The sequence below is a fragment of the Pseudoclavibacter sp. AY1H1 genome (assembly GCF_002931055.1).
Lineage (GTDB): Bacteria > Actinomycetota > Actinomycetes > Actinomycetales > Microbacteriaceae > Pseudoclavibacter.
Genome location: NZ_PSXX01000006.1, coordinates 64,564 through 82,237, shown reverse-complemented (window position 1 = coordinate 82,237; position 17,674 = coordinate 64,564). Strand labels below are relative to the sequence as shown.

General features: G+C 62.8%; 11 protein-coding genes. 5 read left to right on the top strand and 6 right to left on the bottom strand.

Annotated features, from left to right (window positions below):
- Positions 1 to 6,761 precede the first annotated feature (6,761 nt).
- From rsmG to rpmH, 6 genes are all read right to left on the bottom strand, one after another.
- Positions 6,762 to 7,400 (bottom strand): 16S rRNA (guanine(527)-N(7))-methyltransferase RsmG, encoded by a 639-nt coding sequence (gene rsmG / locus C5E05_RS11095; protein ID WP_104244020.1) that lies wholly within the window; start codon positions 7,398 to 7,400, stop codon positions 6,762 to 6,764.
- Between the two features lie 280 nt (positions 7,401 to 7,680).
- Complete coding sequence (locus C5E05_RS11090) at positions 7,681 to 8,190, bottom strand: R3H domain-containing nucleic acid-binding protein (RefSeq protein ID WP_104341958.1); 510 nt, start codon at positions 8,188 to 8,190, stop codon at positions 7,681 to 7,683.
- Between the two features lie 39 nt (positions 8,191 to 8,229).
- Positions 8,230 to 9,240 carry a membrane protein insertase YidC gene (gene yidC, locus C5E05_RS11085; protein WP_104244024.1) on the bottom strand — a complete coding sequence of 337 codons (1,011 nt, stop codon included), beginning with the start codon at positions 9,238 to 9,240 and terminating at the stop codon, positions 8,230 to 8,232.
- A 31-nt stretch (positions 9,241 to 9,271) separates the two neighbouring features.
- Entirely contained in the window at positions 9,272 to 9,571 is a 300-nt protein-coding gene (yidD, locus tag C5E05_RS11080) for a membrane protein insertion efficiency factor YidD (protein WP_104244026.1), read from the bottom strand.
- Positions 9,571 to 9,963: a ribonuclease P protein component gene (gene rnpA, locus C5E05_RS11075; protein WP_104244028.1), complete on the bottom strand. Its 393-nt coding sequence runs from the start codon at positions 9,961 to 9,963 to the stop codon at positions 9,571 to 9,573. Before rnpA ends, yidD begins: the two co-directional genes overlap by 1 nt.
- Positions 9,964 to 9,967: 4 nt before the next feature.
- A complete protein-coding gene (gene rpmH / locus C5E05_RS11070; RefSeq protein WP_068484134.1) occupies positions 9,968 to 10,105 on the bottom strand; it encodes a 50S ribosomal protein L34 in 138 nt (45 codons plus the stop codon).
- Positions 10,106 to 10,527: 422 nt separating this feature from the next.
- On the opposite strand from rpmH, the gene dnaA reads away from it, so the two are divergent.
- The 5 genes from dnaA to gyrB all read left to right on the top strand — a co-directional run bounded on the left by dnaA (position 10,528) and on the right by gyrB (position 17,667).
- Positions 10,528 to 11,994, top strand: coding sequence for a chromosomal replication initiator protein DnaA (dnaA, locus tag C5E05_RS11065; protein WP_258064842.1), 1,467 nt, complete (start codon positions 10,528 to 10,530; stop codon positions 11,992 to 11,994).
- 479 nt (positions 11,995 to 12,473) lie between these two features.
- Complete coding sequence (gene dnaN, locus C5E05_RS11060) at positions 12,474 to 13,613, top strand: DNA polymerase III subunit beta (RefSeq protein ID WP_104244032.1); 1,140 nt, start codon at positions 12,474 to 12,476, stop codon at positions 13,611 to 13,613.
- A gap of 3 nt (positions 13,614 to 13,616) precedes the next feature.
- The gene (gene recF / locus C5E05_RS11055; protein ID WP_104244034.1) at positions 13,617 to 14,798 is read left to right on the top strand and encodes a DNA replication/repair protein RecF; all 1,182 of its coding nucleotides are present in this window, start codon (positions 13,617 to 13,619) and stop codon (positions 14,796 to 14,798) included.
- Positions 14,791 to 15,279, top strand: a complete 489-nt coding sequence (locus C5E05_RS11050) for a DUF721 domain-containing protein (protein WP_104244036.1) — start codon at positions 14,791 to 14,793, stop codon at positions 15,277 to 15,279. Before recF ends, C5E05_RS11050 begins: the two co-directional genes overlap by 8 nt.
- 165 nt (positions 15,280 to 15,444) lie before the next feature.
- On the top strand, positions 15,445 to 17,667 hold the full coding sequence (gyrB, locus tag C5E05_RS11045; protein ID WP_104244038.1) for a DNA topoisomerase (ATP-hydrolyzing) subunit B: 2,223 nt from the start codon (positions 15,445 to 15,447) through the stop codon (positions 17,665 to 17,667).
- The last annotated feature ends 7 nt before the right edge of the window (positions 17,668 to 17,674 follow it).

The following is a 17,674-nucleotide window of genomic DNA, read 5'->3' as shown; positions in this document are numbered from 1 at the left end:
GTACGCATGATGGACACGCGGACACATGGACACATGGACACATGGACACATGGACTCACCGACCCACGGACCTACGGACCCACGGCCCCACGGAGCGGATCCACGGACTCAGGGACCCACGGACGGGTTGTGTTTCACGTGAAACGCTGGTCATCGGGTAGCTGCACGAAAGCACGGGTGCCTGCCTGGCACCCGCTCCCATTCCACCGCGAGCACGAACAGCTCGCCGCCGTGAATTTCTACACGAATTGATGCAAACCACAGGACCGTGTAGCTGGACTGCGCAACACCACCCTGCGTTGAGTCACGATCCGAACGCGGTAGGCGCATCCCGCGTAGACCGCACCGTCTACCGCCAACAGCACCCGGACCTTCAGAAGAGAAGCCGATGGCGAGGGGCCAAGGACCCGGCGAGCCATCACGGGGCGGAACTGGATTCTGCAGCCCGTCGGGACCCGTTGTCGAACGGATCTGCGGACCCTGCTGCTGACCAGACCTACGGGCTTTGAAGTGGGAGGGATCAGCGAGACCAGCACGACCGACGGGGCAGTCAGGAGGCCGGCGTCCTTGTTGTTGTCGTGAGCGACGGCGTGGCCTGCCCCTCCGCAGCTCAGAGATGCAACCGGCGCCGCGGAAGCGGAGGCCGAAGCAGGAGCACGACCTGCTCCACCAACGGGCACACGGCTGTGTGCGCCTCAGTGGACTCGCACCGCGCCCAGGCCACTGCAGTGGCGGGCAATCTGCGCGAAGGGTGAGGCGCGCCTCTCAAATTCAGACGTCTATTCACCTCGACGACTACGTTTCACGTGGAACGGCCGGAATTGCACCCAAGCTGCCCGCGTCCTCCAATGTTCCAGAGCGAGCCTGCAATCGACCACAGAGACGGCCGTCGGCTAAAGCCCGATGATCATCGGTGCGAAAGAAGAACTTGAGGACGGACCGAACCTCAGAGCTTTCGACAGGCCTGAATCGAGGTTGCCCCAATGTCACCCCCTGTGTGCGACGCGCAAGTTCGTCCCAGTGGGCCCGACCAATGGTTGTCATCGTCGCTGCCGCAGTAGCGGCGAGGAGCAACGATCTGAGGACAGGACCGATAGAGGCTGCTGAAATAAGCCCGACGGGACACTCACCTCTTCCTCAGGCCACGAAACCAATGAGCTCCGGCCGCTACAGGACTGCCCTAGTCTGCCTTTTCCTCGGCACCAGTCCAGTCCGTCAGAGACGCGAATCAGCGTGGACTTCGGACACAAGTCACGACAGGACACTGAGGGGCCAGCAGACCAAACCGCAGGGCCCCATAGCCCCACAGCACACAACGGGGACGCGGAACACAAAGAGACGAGGCGAAGGAGAGATGGAGAAACGGAGAGATGGAGAAACGGAGAGATGGAGAGTACTCGATCTCATTCGCCGCCTGCGCGCGAGATCCCTGTGTTGATTGATCGCCGGCTCTCACTGACCTTTGACCTTGACCCGCTGACCTCCTTCAATCGCTCTGAAGGAAGTCAGCGTCATCACTGCAGTCCGTTTCACGTGGAACACACGGAGGACGTGAGCCCACCATTGTTTGGCGCCCGCCACCGTCTCTGCGGGGGCCAAGAGACTAGCAAGGGGTTTGCGACCCTCTTACGAGGCACCCACCCTCACCACTGGAGCGAATCGTTGATGTTCAGCAGGCGACGGCGCCCAACGTCGACGAACAGGATCGCGATGCAGCTGGCGAAGGGAAAGTACCACCCCCTGTATGCACCGGCGCGGGCACTTCGTTGACACCTCGGCTAATCACCCGCCACCACTCAAACGCCACTACGGGCCCAAAATGCGGCGACAATCATTAGTCAAACAACTGCGCACACGCAGTGCGGGTAAGGAGACTGTGGAACGAGATCTCCGCGGTACGGGGCCCCTACGAGCCCATGAGCATTCACGCTTCTTCGTCTAATGCCCGCCGCGACGCAGCATGGGCTCCGTGTCTCGCCCAGCAAACGCTTTCACGTGCATCCTGCTCTGCGTATTTTGCTTCGCTGGAAATGCCGAGCCGAGGCTAGTACTTCACACGTGGCTTCGGTCTCACCCAGCGGGCTAGGCGTTCAAGATTCGTTCCACGTGAAACACGTGAAGAGAGGCTGGTTCTGCTCTGGTCCGTTGCACGATCAGCCTGCGCCCAGACCCTAGGCGGCGGCCCTACTGGGGCCCAGTATGGGCCCGCTCACAGGGCCTGATGGGACGGACCGACGGTCGACGAGATTCGACCGCGCAACTTACACGTCCCACGGGACTGCCTTGTTTGTGACGATGGGACTTAATGGATCGCCCCCCTTCCACAGACCCCGAGACGAAGGTATTGGCTTCGTTTCACGTGGAACAGAACCCGACGGCTGACAGCTCGGTTCGGGCCTCAAGCCAGGTCGGGTCTCAAGCTCCCGACAGCTACAAAGCCGCACGGCTCGACCTGGAAGACACGACAAGAGTGTGAGGACTCCAATATCCACGTCAGCGGGTTGCGCGGGCCGCAGAATGAGCACCGGACCTCGCAAGTGCGAGACCTCGAAGTTCGAACCGAAGAGTCCGGTCCGGCGCTCAGAAACAAGACCATCGGACGCTGAGATTCAAGGGATAGCCGAGCGCGCGCCGGTCATGTGATGAGGGCTCCATGATGAGCTCCGAACACCAGTGGATCGCAGCTGCACCTCACGGCGACGGTCACGACTGGAACCACGGGCCTAATTCAACTTAGGCTACCGACTGCTTTCGCCAACGCCTTCACTCCCTATGTTGTGTCATGCCGATTCCACGTTGCAGCACAACCGCGGGGTACCCGTGGGTCGGTAGCGGTTGAACATGAGTACCTCACGCAACTCATATGAGAACCTAATCGAGTCCCGTCGGACCACTCCATTTGTTCCATGTCTGTCCAGTACTGGGACCCAGACTCCACCACACCAGTCGACTGTCAGCACTGCGGGAGCCTCTCAGCCCCCTACACCCACCCTTTAACCTCGCCAGCAAGCCCCTGTTCTCAACGCACTCCGATCACTCGCGGCACAGACGTGCCATGATCCAGATGTGCTGTTACTTGTTGCCATTTGGCATTTGCGGCTGTTTGAGAGTTCAGGTGACCCAGCTAGCAGACCACGTTTCACGTGAAACGGGGCGCATTCCTAGCGCTCAATACGGTGGTCGAGCCCCAGTGCAGCAGCCGCTAACGGCGAACCGTTGACGAGGCCAGCCAGCATGACTCTGGGCGCATCTCACCAAGCTGTCGTTCCTTCTCCACTGGACGGTGCCTTCCTGAGCGTTCACGTGACGTTTCACGTGGAACGCAATTCACTCCCAAAACTCGGGCGGGCCCAATTGACGCGTAGGACTGTGTTGCAGTTGGCCCGAAGCGTTCATTCGCACGAGTCGCAATCCGTGACTGCCGCCCTCTCTCTCACGGATCAGAACCTCTGGCAGCCACGGGTACCGGAACTACCCTGACCTCACTGCTTGAGCACCTGGAGACGGACAGTCCACGGCGACTCATGCCGATATCGATCGAGAACTCCCGTAGGTATCGATCGCGGAGCAGATCACTGTTGAGAGATGGACCGACGCTTACACAAATGCGGTCTGGCAGGGCGGCCCACTCCGTTGCATTAGCTTTATGCGAAGGGCCTCTGCGCACGATCATCATCGCCTGAGACGTGACTCGACCTGTCAGCTGTCGGTCGTCAGCCGTCACGTTCTGTTTCACGTGGAACACAGCCCTCATCTCAGGATTCGCGGCTGGGATGACACCGTTCCTTCGGCCCGCTGCCCGAAGACGCGTCCCGATAGATCTCCCACATGGTGGGTGGCTGACCTGAGGTTCTCTTTTCCTATTAACCTACTTGGAGCTGAATCGAGTCCGGCCACGGCGTAGAGAGCACTCTCAACTCGTCGACAGACAAGAGTCTCAGATTGACAAGGTGGCACTGTTCCGAGCTCTGCGCCCTTGCCCAAGGCCGGTGAGCCCAGCCGGCGCGTTCGACGAGCTGAACTCCTTGAGCCCCGTGGAACACTCCGCTCCGCCCCACAGAGAGGACCAGATGCCGCCGCTGAACATCCAGTATTCGGCGACGGCCGGCTGCTGGAGCCCGCTAGTCGACAACGAGGCGACACCGGCTCCTCATGGTGTTCGAGTCATGTTGCTCTAGCTTCAAGCGCCAACAATCATCCGTTTCACGTGGAACACACCGCCCTAGAGACTCTCACTACCTACAGCCGGAGCAGGACCGCTACCCACTTCGCGCCGCGGTTACGATCCACAGTTCAGTCGTTGCACCTGTCTGGGACTCTGCTGCCGCGCCTGATTCGATGACAAACGCATTCTCGCGAACCCTCTCAGTCACACGATCCGTATCCTTCCGAACGAGGCGAAGTGCAGCGACTCCGAACGCCCGGGCCTACGGCCCAAAGGAAAGCAGTACTACTCTCGCGCTCCACCAACCGTTAGCCGGCCCCAGCGGCCGCGAGCTTGGATCCAATTTGCCGCGACTGGGTTCCGGCGTGCGATTGAGATCGGACACATCGAACGTCAACGCTCGGAACTTCACGCAGCTGAGTCAGTGAATCACTGCATCACTAGGCAGCTAGGCCGCCGCAGAGACGCAGAGACGCAGAGACGCAGAGACGCAGAGACGCAGAGACGCAGTTCAGCTTGGCACCCCTAGTGCTGTCGCTGCACTTGATTCGGACTCCAGACCGCAAACTCACACGGTCGATATGCTTCGGCTGGCCCGCTCAATCTCATCCCATTCCCTCTCCCAACCCATGGTGAGAGTGGTCCCCAGGACTGCGGGGCCACTGGGGGCAGAGGGAATCCGATCGGCAGTGCCTTGGGAGATCCATGGGTGCACGCGCTTGCTCAGCCCAATGGTCATTGCAACAGGCTGAGTACTAGGCAGCGCAGGCACCCAATTTCCCTCGTACTTCTTCCTCGCTTCAACGCGCGAGCACGCAGGAACGCGAGTACACGAGCTCTATGTCCCAACAGGGTGACCACGGACTGCAAGCCTTGGCCTGCGCTGTGACGGTGCGACCGCCGTCGTTTCACGTGAAACAAGCCCAAGTCGGTCTTGGGATGAATAGTGGTGGATCGACAACGGGACGACCGGACGACCGGCCCGTCTTGATCAAGGAAGTTCTGAAACTGTGCGAGGAGCTCAACTGGCGGCCACCGCGGAATCCTCGATCTTGGATCCTGAATTGCACGATGTTTCACGTGGAACGATTTGAAGACAAGACATCGAAACTGGTTGAAGTCACGAGTTCGATCACGTGAACATAGTCATGTGCAGGCACTGCCCGCGACGGGACCGAACATCGAGCGGCTCACGTGAGCTCATCATCGACGCAATCGCACTTGGTAGTCCCGAGCGGGTGCGGTCCCACAGCCAGGTCTGTGCCCCCACACGGGTAACCAGACGATTGGGAGCAGCACCGCACCCCACGAGACAGCCAACGCCGATCCGCGCACGGACAGGGGCAACGAGAGCGGCAGGGTCACGGTCACGGTCACAGTCACAGTCACAGTCACAGTCACAGTCACAGTCACAGTGAAGCTATCTCCACACCAGACCAGCTTCCAGCGCCCAACGCGCGCTCCGACAAGCTTGTGGACGGACAGTGACAGTGCCGGCTTTCACGCGCCGCGCCTCGATTTGCAGACGCTACCGACTCGGACGCTCTCCTCCTTCCTCTGCCCCTACCCCGTGCCCATACCTGTATCGCCCCAACTGAACCGGAACCGCACCCCCACCGCCATTCGTCTGTCGCCCGCAGCCCGCAGCCCGCCGTGACTACCCAGTCGCCAGTAGCCGGCCGCAAGCTCGTCACGTAGCCTTCCTCGCACCAGCACGGCGACGGCACGCGAGACTTCAGATATCAGTGAACCGCGTCGGGGCGGTTGGGGGCGGCTCGGGGCGGTCACAGTGGCCTCAGACTTCCTGCGCTGGCTCGGGACTGTCTCGGCGTGCGCCATGAAGGCTCGAGCCTTCATGTGCCCTTCCACACCTCCCCAAAGAGCAACGGGCGGAGAGCGGTAGCAGAGAGCGACAGGGCTCAGGGCGACAGGCAAAAAGGACTTGCCGCCCACCACCACACCACGATCGGCACTGCCACCGGTCAGCTCTCCGAGTCCGCCAATGTCCGGGGCACGCTTCCAAGGCATCTGAACCCCCCACACCCCCGTGGCCGCCGCCATGAGCCACGTCGGTCAGAGGGTGGTCAGGCACGACTCATGGATGCGCAGCGAGCGACAGTTTCGCGGCGCATAGGCCTTCTGGATAACAACGCGCCACGAAAATCCACCGTTTCACGTGAAACAGCCGCCGTTGACGAAGAGCTTCATACGAATGGGTCGGGAGCACACAGTTCAGGAGTAGGAAAGGAACGACGGCCCGAATTCGACTGCCTGTGCGCGACAGGCTCTCGCAACTGATCGAGGGGTTGGCGTCAGGTGACGTGGGGACGGCGCCTGGGCCATCTATGAGCGAGAACGGTTCGCGTCTGACCGACTGACTCCGATTCCAGAGCTACGGCACGCTGTTCCGTGCGGATTCAACACCGACAGACCAAGAATCCGACTTCGGGACACCTGATCGACAATGACCGGCAGATTCACGTGAGATAAATACCGCGCCCGTGTTGTTCACGAAGAAAACCAAGCTGCATCGAACTCCACCGATACAAAGAGTCAGCGTTTAACTGTGACTCTGAGGACGACCGAACGAGAGCAGTCAGTCGACCGTCGCGCGAATAACTCGCGTCGTCTCGGTGTCCAGCTCTTCCCCGAGTTCTTCGACGCGAACATCGATGAGTCCGAACTTGCGAATCACCTTGCTGGCCTTCTCGATCTCCGCTTCTGCGGAGCGTCCCTTGAGGAAGACCAATTCGCCGCCTGAGCGGACGAGCGGAACCGTGATCGGGATCAGCTTGCTCAGAGCTGAAACTGCTCGGGCTGTCAGCTGGTCGAACGTGAACTCATCGTGGACCTCTTCGGCACGAGCACGACGCACCTGCACGTTCTCGAGGGCAAGCGCATCCACCTCACGCTGCAGCCAGTCGGTACGACGCTCCATCGGCTCGATCAGCACGAAGTTGACATCAGGGCGTGCGATAGCGAGCACGATACCCGGCAAGCCAGCACCAGAGCCGATGTCTCCAACGAGGCCCGGACGGAGCAGCGGCGCCATGAGCACCGAGTTCACGATATGGCGCGTCCACAACCGCGGGTACTCGAGGGGTCCAACCAGACCGAGCTGCTCCCCGTACTGGGCGAGGTCGGACGTGAACGCCCGCGCAAGGTCGATACGGTCAGCGAAGAGCTCGGCGGCGATCGCCGGCTCGACCTCGACCTCGGTCGGCTGCTCAGTCATACGGGAGATCCCTCTCGAACGTGAATGTTGACGCCAGACTGCAGTGCCTCCCGCAATCAGCTCGAACCAGTCTGACACGTGCGGCGGCGACCGCACCCGCCTGACAGTCGTCCACGGACAACAAAGCTGTGGATAACTTTGTGGAGAACGCGGGATCGAGGCGGGTCAAGAGTCAAATCGCCTGGAATAAGCCCCTGACCAGGCTTTTAACGAGGGAAGGTGCAGAACTCGCCGAGGAGCGTACTCTCGCCTGTGGAAACTCCTGTGGATAAGTCCTAGATCAGGCAGACGCGACTGGGCGGATGACGGTGTGACGCTCACGCGCCTCGCCCTCCGACTCGGACACGTAGCCACGCTCCGAGACGATGTCGTGCACGATCTTCCGCTCGTAGGACGACATCGGGGGAAGCGCAGCCGATGAGGCGCCTTCTTCGATGCGAGTCACGGCCCGGTCGACGAGACCGACGAGCTCGGCGCGGCGCGCGTCGCGCGAGCCGCCGATGTCCAGAATGAGTCTCGAGAACTCTCCGGTCTCGGCTTGGACGGCCAGACGAGTCAAGTGCTGGAGAGCATCAACCGTCTCACCATCCGCGAGCTTCGAGAGGTTCGACTCACCGTCTGAGTTCACGGAGATGTACGTGCGAGACTCGCGAACCTCGATGTCGAGGTCACCGTCGACGTCGCTGATGTCCAGCAGCTCCTCGAGGTAATCCGCCGCGATGTCACCGTCGTCACGGGGGTCCGGCGTGCTGACATCTGCGGGGATGGTCTCAGGAGTTGCTTCAGTCATGCGGGTTCCTTAAACAGTGTGGCAGCGAGAGTTGGGGAGCTACTTCTTGGCAGGTGGGCTGCTCTTGCCCGACGAGGTGCCACCGCTCGGCTTGCCGCCGGAGGCCTTCTTCTTGGCCCTGTTCTTCGACACGGGCTGCGTTCGCTGCACCGGCTGCTGGACGGGTGCCTCGATGATGACGTTGCCCTTGGCGTCCTTGCGCTCAGGCTCGACCCACTTGCCCCGAGCCTTGAGCCGGTCCTCGCGAGCCTTCGCGGCTTCAGAGCCGGGCGTCGGCATGTTGCGGATGATGATGTACTGCTGCCCCATCGTCCAGAAGTTCGAGATGAGCCAGTACGTCATGACACCGAGCGGGAACATGACACCGGATACCAGGAACGTGAGCGGCAGGATGTACAGCAGCATCTGCTGCTGGCGGTACATCGGCGACTCCTTGGTCGCCTGCGACACGTTCTTCGAGGTGATCTGCTTCTGGGTGATGAACTGGGAGACCGTCATCACGACGACCATGACGCCGGCGAGGATCTGCACTCCGACGTTGCCGTCGTTGTTGAGGAACGTCGCACTCAGCGGTGCGCCCCAGATGTCTGCCTGCGAGAAGGATGTGGCGAGCTCCTGGTTGAGGAGGCCGACACCCACCGTGTTGTGCTGCGCGCCGTTGAGCACAGAGAACAGGCCGAAGAAGATCGGCATCTGCACGAGGAGCGGCCAGCAGCCAGCCATGGGGTTCGAGCCGGTGCGCTGGTAGACCGCCATGGTCTCGCGGCGCATCGCCTCCATGGAGAACTGGTCGCGCTTGCCCTTGTACTTGTCCTGGATCTTCTTGATCTCAGGAGCGACATCCATCATGGCTCGCTGGGACTTCACCTGCTTCACCATGAGGGGAATCATGGCGGAGCGGACGACGAGCACGAGGCCGAGGATCGCCAGGATCCAGGTCCAGCCGTCTGTGCCATCGAGACCGAGCGTCGTCCACAGCGAGTGGAATCCGACCAAGATGAGCTCGATGACCCATTTGATCGGCCACAGGATGGTTCCGAGGATATCCATGAGTGTGGTGACGTCTTTCTCTTAGATGCCGCTAGCTGCCCTGGACTACGAATCCGTGGGCAGTAGTGGTGGTGGTTCTGTGTTCAGGCTCTGGCACGTCGTCAATGCCTCCGGCAGCCCAGGGGTGGCAACGAACGAGTCGTCGCCCGGTGAGGAAGCCGCCCCGGAGGACGCCATGAACCTGCACGGCTCTTAAAGAGTACGCGGAGCAGCTGGGGTGATACCGGCAGACATCTCCGTAGAGCGGAGAGATCAACAGCCGGTAGCCGTTGAGCACAGCGATGACGACGTTGCGGGGAAACAGCGCGACCGCGCGGAGTGAGCCGCCCATCAGGTGCTCGAGCTCACGGTTCTCGGTGCACTCTCGTCGCCGCTGGCGGCGATACGACGCACTCCTCGTAAGGATCCGAACCGTGCACGCTCCCGCAGCTCCTCGAAGCCGAGCGCAGCTGCTTCGGGGTGCACGCGGTAGACGATGTCGAAGCCCGACCCCACTTCAGGGAGAAGCTCCCTGGAGACGGCTTTGAGTCGACGACGGATGCGATTGCGCACAACGGCCACACCTACCCGCTTCGAGACAATGAAGCCGAAGCGAGTAGGTGTGTCGTTGGTGTCGCGCTCGCGCACGCTGACCGTGATTCCCCGAGCACCCACGCGAACGCCGCGTCGAACGATGGCTTGGTAGTCATCGCCCTTCGTGACGCGGTTCGCGTAGGGAAGCAAGAAGCTACGCGGAAAGCTCGGTGCGTCCCTTGCGGCGACGAGCCGAGAGGATGGCGCGACCCGCACGGGTGCGCATACGCAGGCGGAAGCCGTGGGTCTTCGCGCGACGGCGGTTGTTTGGCTGGAAAGTACGCTTCGACATGAGAACTCCGGAAGATACGACCCGATCGGCGGACGCCGTACGGATTTTCACAAGTGCCCTACCGAAGGGCACAACTGCCTTAACCTACGTGACCTGCGCCTGGCAGTCAACTGCCGCCAGAAGCCCCGCATTATGCTCACGAGCTCGTGCCGAGGAGCGGCGACATGCCGGATCCAGCGAAAGCGATTGGCGCACGCCCTGATCCGGCGTAGGCTGGACCCCTACCTCTGCGAGTTATGCACAGGCAGACGCCCGTTTGTCCACAGAAGTTGTGGATATCTCACCGGGTAGATCACAATGACTTGCGCACCAGTGCCACACGGCCGGTGCGTTGACCATGCTGCGAGTGCGCAGCCAAGAAGAAACGCCGGCCCACAGAGATGCGGAGCTGGGAAGTACAGAGGGACGGGGGGAGTGCTTCGGTGACCGACCCCGTTTCGGAGACGTGGCAGACGCTGCTCTCCACACTGCGTGAAGACGACCGCGTCCCCGCTTCCCTTCTGGGGTTCCTCGGCCTCGTCGAGGCGAAGGGCGTCATGAGCGGCGCCCTGCTCCTCGAAGTCCCGAACGACATGACTCGCACGATGATCGAGACGCGCGCGCGGGTGCCGATGCTCGCCGCGATCGCTGAGCTCGACGAGTCCGAGATCAAGACCTTCGCGGTGCTCGTCAACCCGGATGCTGCGCCTCGAGCATCGGCGAGCGAGCCCCTGGACTCGCACGACTACATCGAGGTGGCACCACCACGCTCCGCTCCCGCGCCGACGAGCTCCGTCACCGTGGTCGAGTCGGAGGCGGTCGGCCTCCATTCCTCGTCGGATCAGGGAGCGCGCACACAGCCAGACCCGGAGTCGCGCCTCAACCCTCGCTACACCTTCGACAACTACATCATCGGAGGGTCGAACCGATTCGCGCATGCTGCCGCGGTCGCAGTAGCGGAAGCACCGGCTCGCTCGTACAACCCCCTCTTCGTCTACGGCGGCTCCGGGCTGGGCAAGACCCACATGCTCCACGCCATCGGCAACTACGCCGAGTCGATATATCCGGGCATCCAGGTCAGGTACGTCTCGAGCGAAGAGTTCACGAACGACTTCATCAACTCGATCGCCAACAACAGGACGCAGTCGTTCCAGGCGCGCTACCGCGACAACGACATCCTCCTCATCGACGACATCCAGTTCCTCCAGGGCAAGGACTCGACGCAGGAGGCCTTCTTCCACACGTTCAACACCCTGCACGAGCACAACAAGCAGGTCGTGATCACGAGTGACCTACCACCGAAGCAGCTGACGGGCTTCGAGGACCGGATGCGGTCGCGCTTCGAGTGGGGCCTCATCACCGACGTGCAGTCGCCTGACCTCGAGACGCGAATCGCCATCCTGAGGAAGAAGTCGCAGGTCGACAACCTCCTGATTCCCGACGATGCGCTCGAGTTCATCGCTGCACGGGTGTCCTCCAGCATCCGTGAGCTCGAGGGCACGCTCATCAGAGTCACCGCGTATGCGAACCTCAACGGTGAGAAGGTCGATCTTGCGCTCGTCTCGACCGTCCTGAAGGATCTGGTCTCCGACCAGGACACGGGCATCGTGTCTCCGGTCGACATCATCAACCGCACTGCCGCGTACTTCCAGCTGACCGTCGATGACCTCTACGGCTCGTCCCGCTCTCAGGCGATCGCAACGAGCAGGCAGATCGCCATGTACATCTGCAGGGAGATGACGAACCTCTCGCTCCCGAAGATCGGGCAGCTGTTCGGCGGACGGGACCACACCACGGTCATGTACGCCCACCGCAAGATCACGAAGCTCATGACCGAGCGGCGAGACGTCTACAACCAGGTCACCGAGCTCACCGCGCGCATCCGCCAGAACGGCAACGGCCGCTCCTGAGCGACCCATCTGCTCCACATCACGACGCCACGTGCTCGGATGTGGAGTTTTTCTTGCCGTTTTCGCCTGTGGATAACTTGTGGACTGTGGAATCGACACGCGAGCACGGACTGTGGAAAACGCCCTCGACGCTGTGGAGTCCACGAAGTTGTGCACCCCAGTGCTCGTCAGCGTGCACAGGGCGTCCACCGCTCGACCACAACTTACATTCTTGTAGTTCCCGTGGGGCTGCTGGTGAGTTCGGAGTTATCCACAGTGTGCACAGCTGTTAATACGATGATGACAAGAAATCTATAGATATTGGGAGAGTCGATGACATCGATGGACGGTGGTCGGCTGGACGTCGGCGGGCTGGTATTTTCGCGTGCGCGACGCCTCGGGCATGCTGCTGCGTGCATCACAGGATGCACGGGCGATCGGTCACAACACACCGAATCGAGGCGGCTACCATTGGGGCATTCCAACGAGAGGAACGCCTAGTGAAGTTTGTTGTCAACCGTGACGTCTTCAGCGATGCGGTGTCGTTTGTCGTCAAGCTTCTGCCTCAGCGCCCGACCCTCCCCATCCTCAGCGGTGTCGTCGTCGAGGTCGGCGAGGCAGGCGTCACGCTCTCGTCGTTCGACTACGAGGTCTCAAGCCGCACCAGCATCGACGCTGATGTGCAGGAACCCGGCGCGGTCCTCGTACAGGGTCGTCTTCTCGCAGACATCGCGAACCGCCTCCCGCAGGCCCCCGTCGAGCTGAGCCGTGACGACTCCGGCGTTGTCATTCGCTGTGGAAGCGCTTCGTTCCACCTCCCGACGATGCCGATCGAGGAGTTCCCGAGCCTTCCCGTCGTCGAGGGTGCCAGCGGCTCCATCGCCGGCGACGTCTTCTCGGAAGCCATCTCCCAGGTCGCCGTCGCCGCTTCCCGTGAAGATGTCGCCCCCGTCATCACGGGCGTCAACCTCTCCCTGCAGGCAGACTCCATGAGCCTCGTCGCAACCGACCGCTACCGCGTCGCCGTTCGCACGATCGAATGGCAGAGCTCGCTCACGGAGACCGAGACGGCGCTCGTGCCGGCGAAGACGCTCGCCGAGGTCGGCAAGTCGCTCGGCAGCTCAGGTGAGATCACCATCACCCTCGTCAAGGACGACATCCGCGAGCTGATCGCCTTCTCTGCCGGCAACAAGACCGTCACCTCGCTGCTCATCAAGGGCAACTTCCCGGCCGTCGAGCGTCTGTTCCCTGCTGAGACGCCGCACTACGCGGTGCTCACGGTGAGCGACATCGTCGACGCGGTTCGTCGCGTGCAGCTCGTCCTCGAGCGCGAGGCGGCCTTGCGCTTCACGTTCACGACCGAGGGACTCCACCTGGAAGCGCTCGGCAGCGAGCAGGCGCAGGCGAGCGAGAACCTCGACGCGGTGCTCCAGGGGAACGACATGGTCGTCTCGCTCAAGCCGCAGTTCCTGCTCGACGGCGTCGGGGCCATCCACTCGCCGTTCGTTCGCATCGCGTTCACGAACTCCGAGAACCCCAACAAGCCCGGACCAGTGCTGCTCACGAGCCAGACCTCGCGCGATGAAGGCGAGTCGACGAACTACCGCTACCTGCTGCAGCCGAATCTGCTCATGCGGTAACCGGTGCACGTCACCCGTCTGCAGCTGCACGACTTCAGGAACTACGAGTCGGCCGACCTCTCGCTTGGACCCGGCGCTCACCTGTTCGTCGGCTCCAACGGCCAGGGAAAGACCAACCTCGTCGAGGCGATCGGATACCTGGCCACGCTCGGTTCGCACCGAGTCTCGAGCGACCAGGCGCTGGTGCGCTTCGGCCAGGAGTTCGCCGTCGTCAAGATGGAGCTGGCCCACGAGACGCGCTCGCTGCACCTCGACGTGCAGATCGCGAGCTCGGGTGCGAACAAGGCGCGGGTCGGCGGACAGAACGTCCGGTCTCGGGACCTGGCCAGGTACTTTGCCAGTGTGCTGTTCGCACCGGAGGATCTGACGCTCGTTCGCGGCGAGCCCGGGGCGCGGCGTCGGTTCCTGGACTCCCTGCTCGTGACCCACTCGCCCAGACTTGGCGGTGTCATCGCCGACTACGAGCGTGTGCTTCGGCAGCGGAACTCCCTGCTCCGCTCCATGCGCGGGCCGCGATCGTCCGACGCGATGATCGCGACGCTCGACGTGTGGGATGAGCGAATGCTCGAGCTCGGCTCGCAGATCATCGCGGAGCGGCTGCTGCTCTGCGACCGGCTCCTGCCTCACCTCGCCGGTTCGTATCAGCGTCTTGTCGGCGCCGACCACCGTCCGACGCTCTCCATGCGGGTGTCGGCATTCGGGCACGCAGCCTCCGTGATGGGCGACGCGGATGGCGAGGGGGCCGAGGTCGAGGGTGGCGAGGTCACGACGTCTGAGATCCGCGAGCGGTTCACAGCACAGCTCGCTGCCATGCGTCCGCGGGAGCTCGAGCGCGGAGTGAGCCTCGTGGGCCCGCACCGCGACGACGCCGTCTTCTGGTTGAACGGCCTGCCGGCCCGCGTCACGGCGAGCCACGGGGAGTCCTGGTCGTTCGCCCTGGCGCTCAAGCTCGCCGCTGCCGAGCTGGTGCGGAGCGAGTCGCGGGCTGGGGATCCCGTCCTGATCCTCGACGACGTCTTCGCCGAGCTCGATGCTTCGCGCCGATCGCGCCTTGCAGAGGCGATCGGCGACTTCGAGCAGGTCCTGATCACCGCGGCGGTCCTCGAAGATGTGCCAGCGGGGCTGCGGTCGCAGGTCATCCGCATCAGCGCTGGAACGATACAGACGGGCCAAGCCGATGAGTGAGGGCGCGGAAGTCTACGCGCGCTTCAAGGAGGTCTTCGGCGGGAAGACGACCTCCTTGCGCAGGCGACTGGCCGCCAAGGCGAAGGACGAGCAGGGCACCGACCTGTCCGAGCCTTTCGGCTTCGGCCGGGACCCCGTCGCTGCTGGTTCCGCTCTCGCGGCGCTCACCAGGCAGTTCGGCTGGAACGGCCCCATCAAGCAGGCGGAGCTGATGGATGCGTGGCCCGAGATCGTCGGCAAGGAGACGGCCGCGCATTCGACGCCCCTGCACATCGAGGACGGCGTGCTGCTCGTCCAGTGCGACTCGACAGCCTGGGCGACGCAGCTCCGCGGCATGCAGACGCTGCTGCTCACGAACCTCATCGAGAGGTACGCCGAGGCGAAGGTCGAGCGCATCCGCTTTCTGAACCCGGGTGCCCCCTCGTGGAAACGCGGTCCCAGATCGGTTCCAGGGCGTGGCCCACGCGATACCTACGGTTGACGAGGCATTTACGGTCCTGGCCATTGTTTTCGTCGCTTGACGCGCCTTCTTCGGGCTTCGGGCCGGGTTCCTTGGTAGACTGAACAGTCGCTGGATCCGCGTCGTGCGAGTTTGCTCGCAACGCGGATCTTGCATGTCGCCACACAGCAAGGAGACGCCCGAGTTATGGCATCAGAAACTTCCGACCCCGAGAACACGACTGAGACGCCAGAAGATGCGGGGAAGTCGGCCGGTCCAGGAACGTCGGAAGGCCAGACTGCGGCGGAAGGGCTGAGCGAGGCGCCCGCTGAAGTGGCTGAGACCCGCTCGCAGAACGATCGCGTCGAGAACGACTACGGCGCCGGGCAGATCCAGGTGCTCGAGGGGCTCGAGGCCGTGCGCAAGCGCCCGGGCATGTACATCGGGTCGACAGGCCCCGAGGGCCTGCACCACCTGGTGTACGAAATTGTGGATAACTCTGTGGATGAATCGCTCGCGGGGTACTGCGACGACATCCAGGTCGCGCTCCAGGAAGACGGCGCCGTGCGCGTGAGCGACAACGGACGAGGCATCCCCGTCGAGCTGCACCCGATCGAGGGAATCTCCACACTCGAGGTGGTCCTCACCAAGCTCCACGCCGGCGGCAAGTTCGGTGGCGGTGGCTACGCCGTCTCCGGTGGTCTCCACGGTGTCGGCTCTTCGGTGGTCAACGCGCTCTCCTACCGTCTCATCGCTCAGGTCAAGCGCGACGGCTTCGAATGGGAGATGGACTTCGAGAACGGCGTCCCGACGGGCGACATCCGCAAGGGTGAGCCGACGGAAGACACCGGGACCACCATCACGTTCTACGCGAACTCCGAGATCTTCGAGACCGTCGAGTACGACTTCGAAGTGCTGCGCGCCCGCTTCCAGCAGATGGCGTTCCTGAACAAGGGCCTCCGCATCTCGCTGGCCGACGACCGTGACCAGTCCACCCTCCAGGGTGATGGGCTCGCCGCTCAGATCACGGAGCTGCAGGACGAGTCCGCCGCCGATATCGACGAGGCGGAGCGCACCGAGACGGGTGAGCCGAAGGGCGTCACCGAGTCGATCGAGATCCCACAGAAGCGCTCGCAGACGTACCTGTTCGAGCGCGGTCTCGTCGACTACGTGCAGCACCTCGTCAGCCGCCGGAAGAAGCAGCCGGTCCACGAGGAGATCATCGAGGTCAACGCCGAGGACACCGAGCGCAAGATCTCGCTCGAGCTCGCCATGCAGTGGATCGACTCCTACTCGGAATCCATCCACTCGTTCGCGAACACGATCAACACCAAGGAGGGCGGCACGCACCTCGAGGGGTTCCGTGCAGCGCTGACCACGGTCGTGAACCGCTACGCGAGGGAGAAGAACCTCGTCAAGGAGAAGGACGAGAACTTCTCAGGCGAAGACGTCCGCGAGGGCCTCGCGGCAGTCATCTCCATCAAGCTCGGCGAGCCCCAGTTCGAGGGCCAGACGAAGACGAAGCTCGGCAACACCGAGGCCAAGTCCTACGTGCAGCGCATCGTCGGACAGGCCCTCCAGGACTGGTTCGACCGCAACCCCTCACAGGCGAGGGACATCATCCGCAAGGCCGGTCAGGCATCCGCCGCCCGCCTCGCCGCCCGCCGCGCGCGCGAGCAGACCAGGCGCAAGGGGCTCCTCGAGACCGGCGGCATGCCTGGCAAGCTCAAGGACTGCCAGTCGAAGGACCCGACTCGCTCTGAGGTCTTCATCGTCGAGGGTGACTCGGCAGGCGGCTCCGCCGTCCAGGGCCGTGATCCCGAGACGCAGGCGATCCTCCCGCTCCGTGGAAAGATCCTGAACGTCGAGAAGGCCCGCCTCGACCGTGCGCTGCAGAACAACGAAGTGCAGTCCATGATCACGGCCTTCGGAGCCGGCCTCGGCGACGACTTCGACCCTGACAAGGTCAGGTACCACAAGATCATCCTCATGGCAGACGCCGACGTCGATGGTCAGCACATCACGACCCTGCTGCTCACCCTGCTGTTCCGCTACATGCGTCCGCTCGTCGAGCTCGGGTACGTCTTCCTCGCCCAGCCGCCGCTGTACCGCATCAAGTGGTCGAATGCCGCGCACGACTTCGCGTACTCCGACCGTGAGCGCGACGCGATGCTCGCAGACGGCAAGGCAGCTGGCCGACGCATCCCCAAGGACAACGCCATCCAGCGCTACAAGGGGCTCGGCGAGATGAGCTACCAGGAACTCTGGGAGACGACCATGGACCCCGCGGTGCGCACGCTCCTGCAGGTCAAGGTGACCGACGCTGAGGCGGCTGACGCCGTGTTCAGCACGCTCATGGGCGAGGACGTCGAATCTCGCCGGACCTTCATTCAGCAGAACGCGCACGACGTGCGCTTCCTCGATATCTAAGGCACAC

Excerpts from the sequence above, each read along its gene's own strand:
- rsmG (WP_104244020.1), bottom strand. The coding sequence starts at position 7,400 with ATGACTGAGCAGCCGACCGAGGTCGAGGTCGAGCCGGCGATCGCCGCC.
- C5E05_RS11090 (WP_104341958.1), bottom strand. The coding sequence starts at position 8,190 with ATGACTGAAGCAACTCCTGAGACCATCCCCGCAGATGTCAGCACGCCG.
- yidC (WP_104244024.1), bottom strand. The coding sequence starts at position 9,240 with ATGGATATCCTCGGAACCATCCTGTGGCCGATCAAATGGGTCATCGAG.
- yidD (WP_104244026.1), bottom strand. The coding sequence starts at position 9,571 with ATGGGCGGCTCACTCCGCGCGGTCGCGCTGTTTCCCCGCAACGTCGTC.
- rpmH (WP_068484134.1), bottom strand. The coding sequence starts at position 10,105 with ATGTCGAAGCGTACTTTCCAGCCAAACAACCGCCGTCGCGCGAAGACC.
- C5E05_RS11050 (WP_104244036.1), top strand. The coding sequence starts at position 14,791 with ATGAGTGAGGGCGCGGAAGTCTACGCGCGCTTCAAGGAGGTCTTCGGC.
- gyrB (WP_104244038.1), top strand. The coding sequence starts at position 15,445 with ATGGCATCAGAAACTTCCGACCCCGAGAACACGACTGAGACGCCAGAA.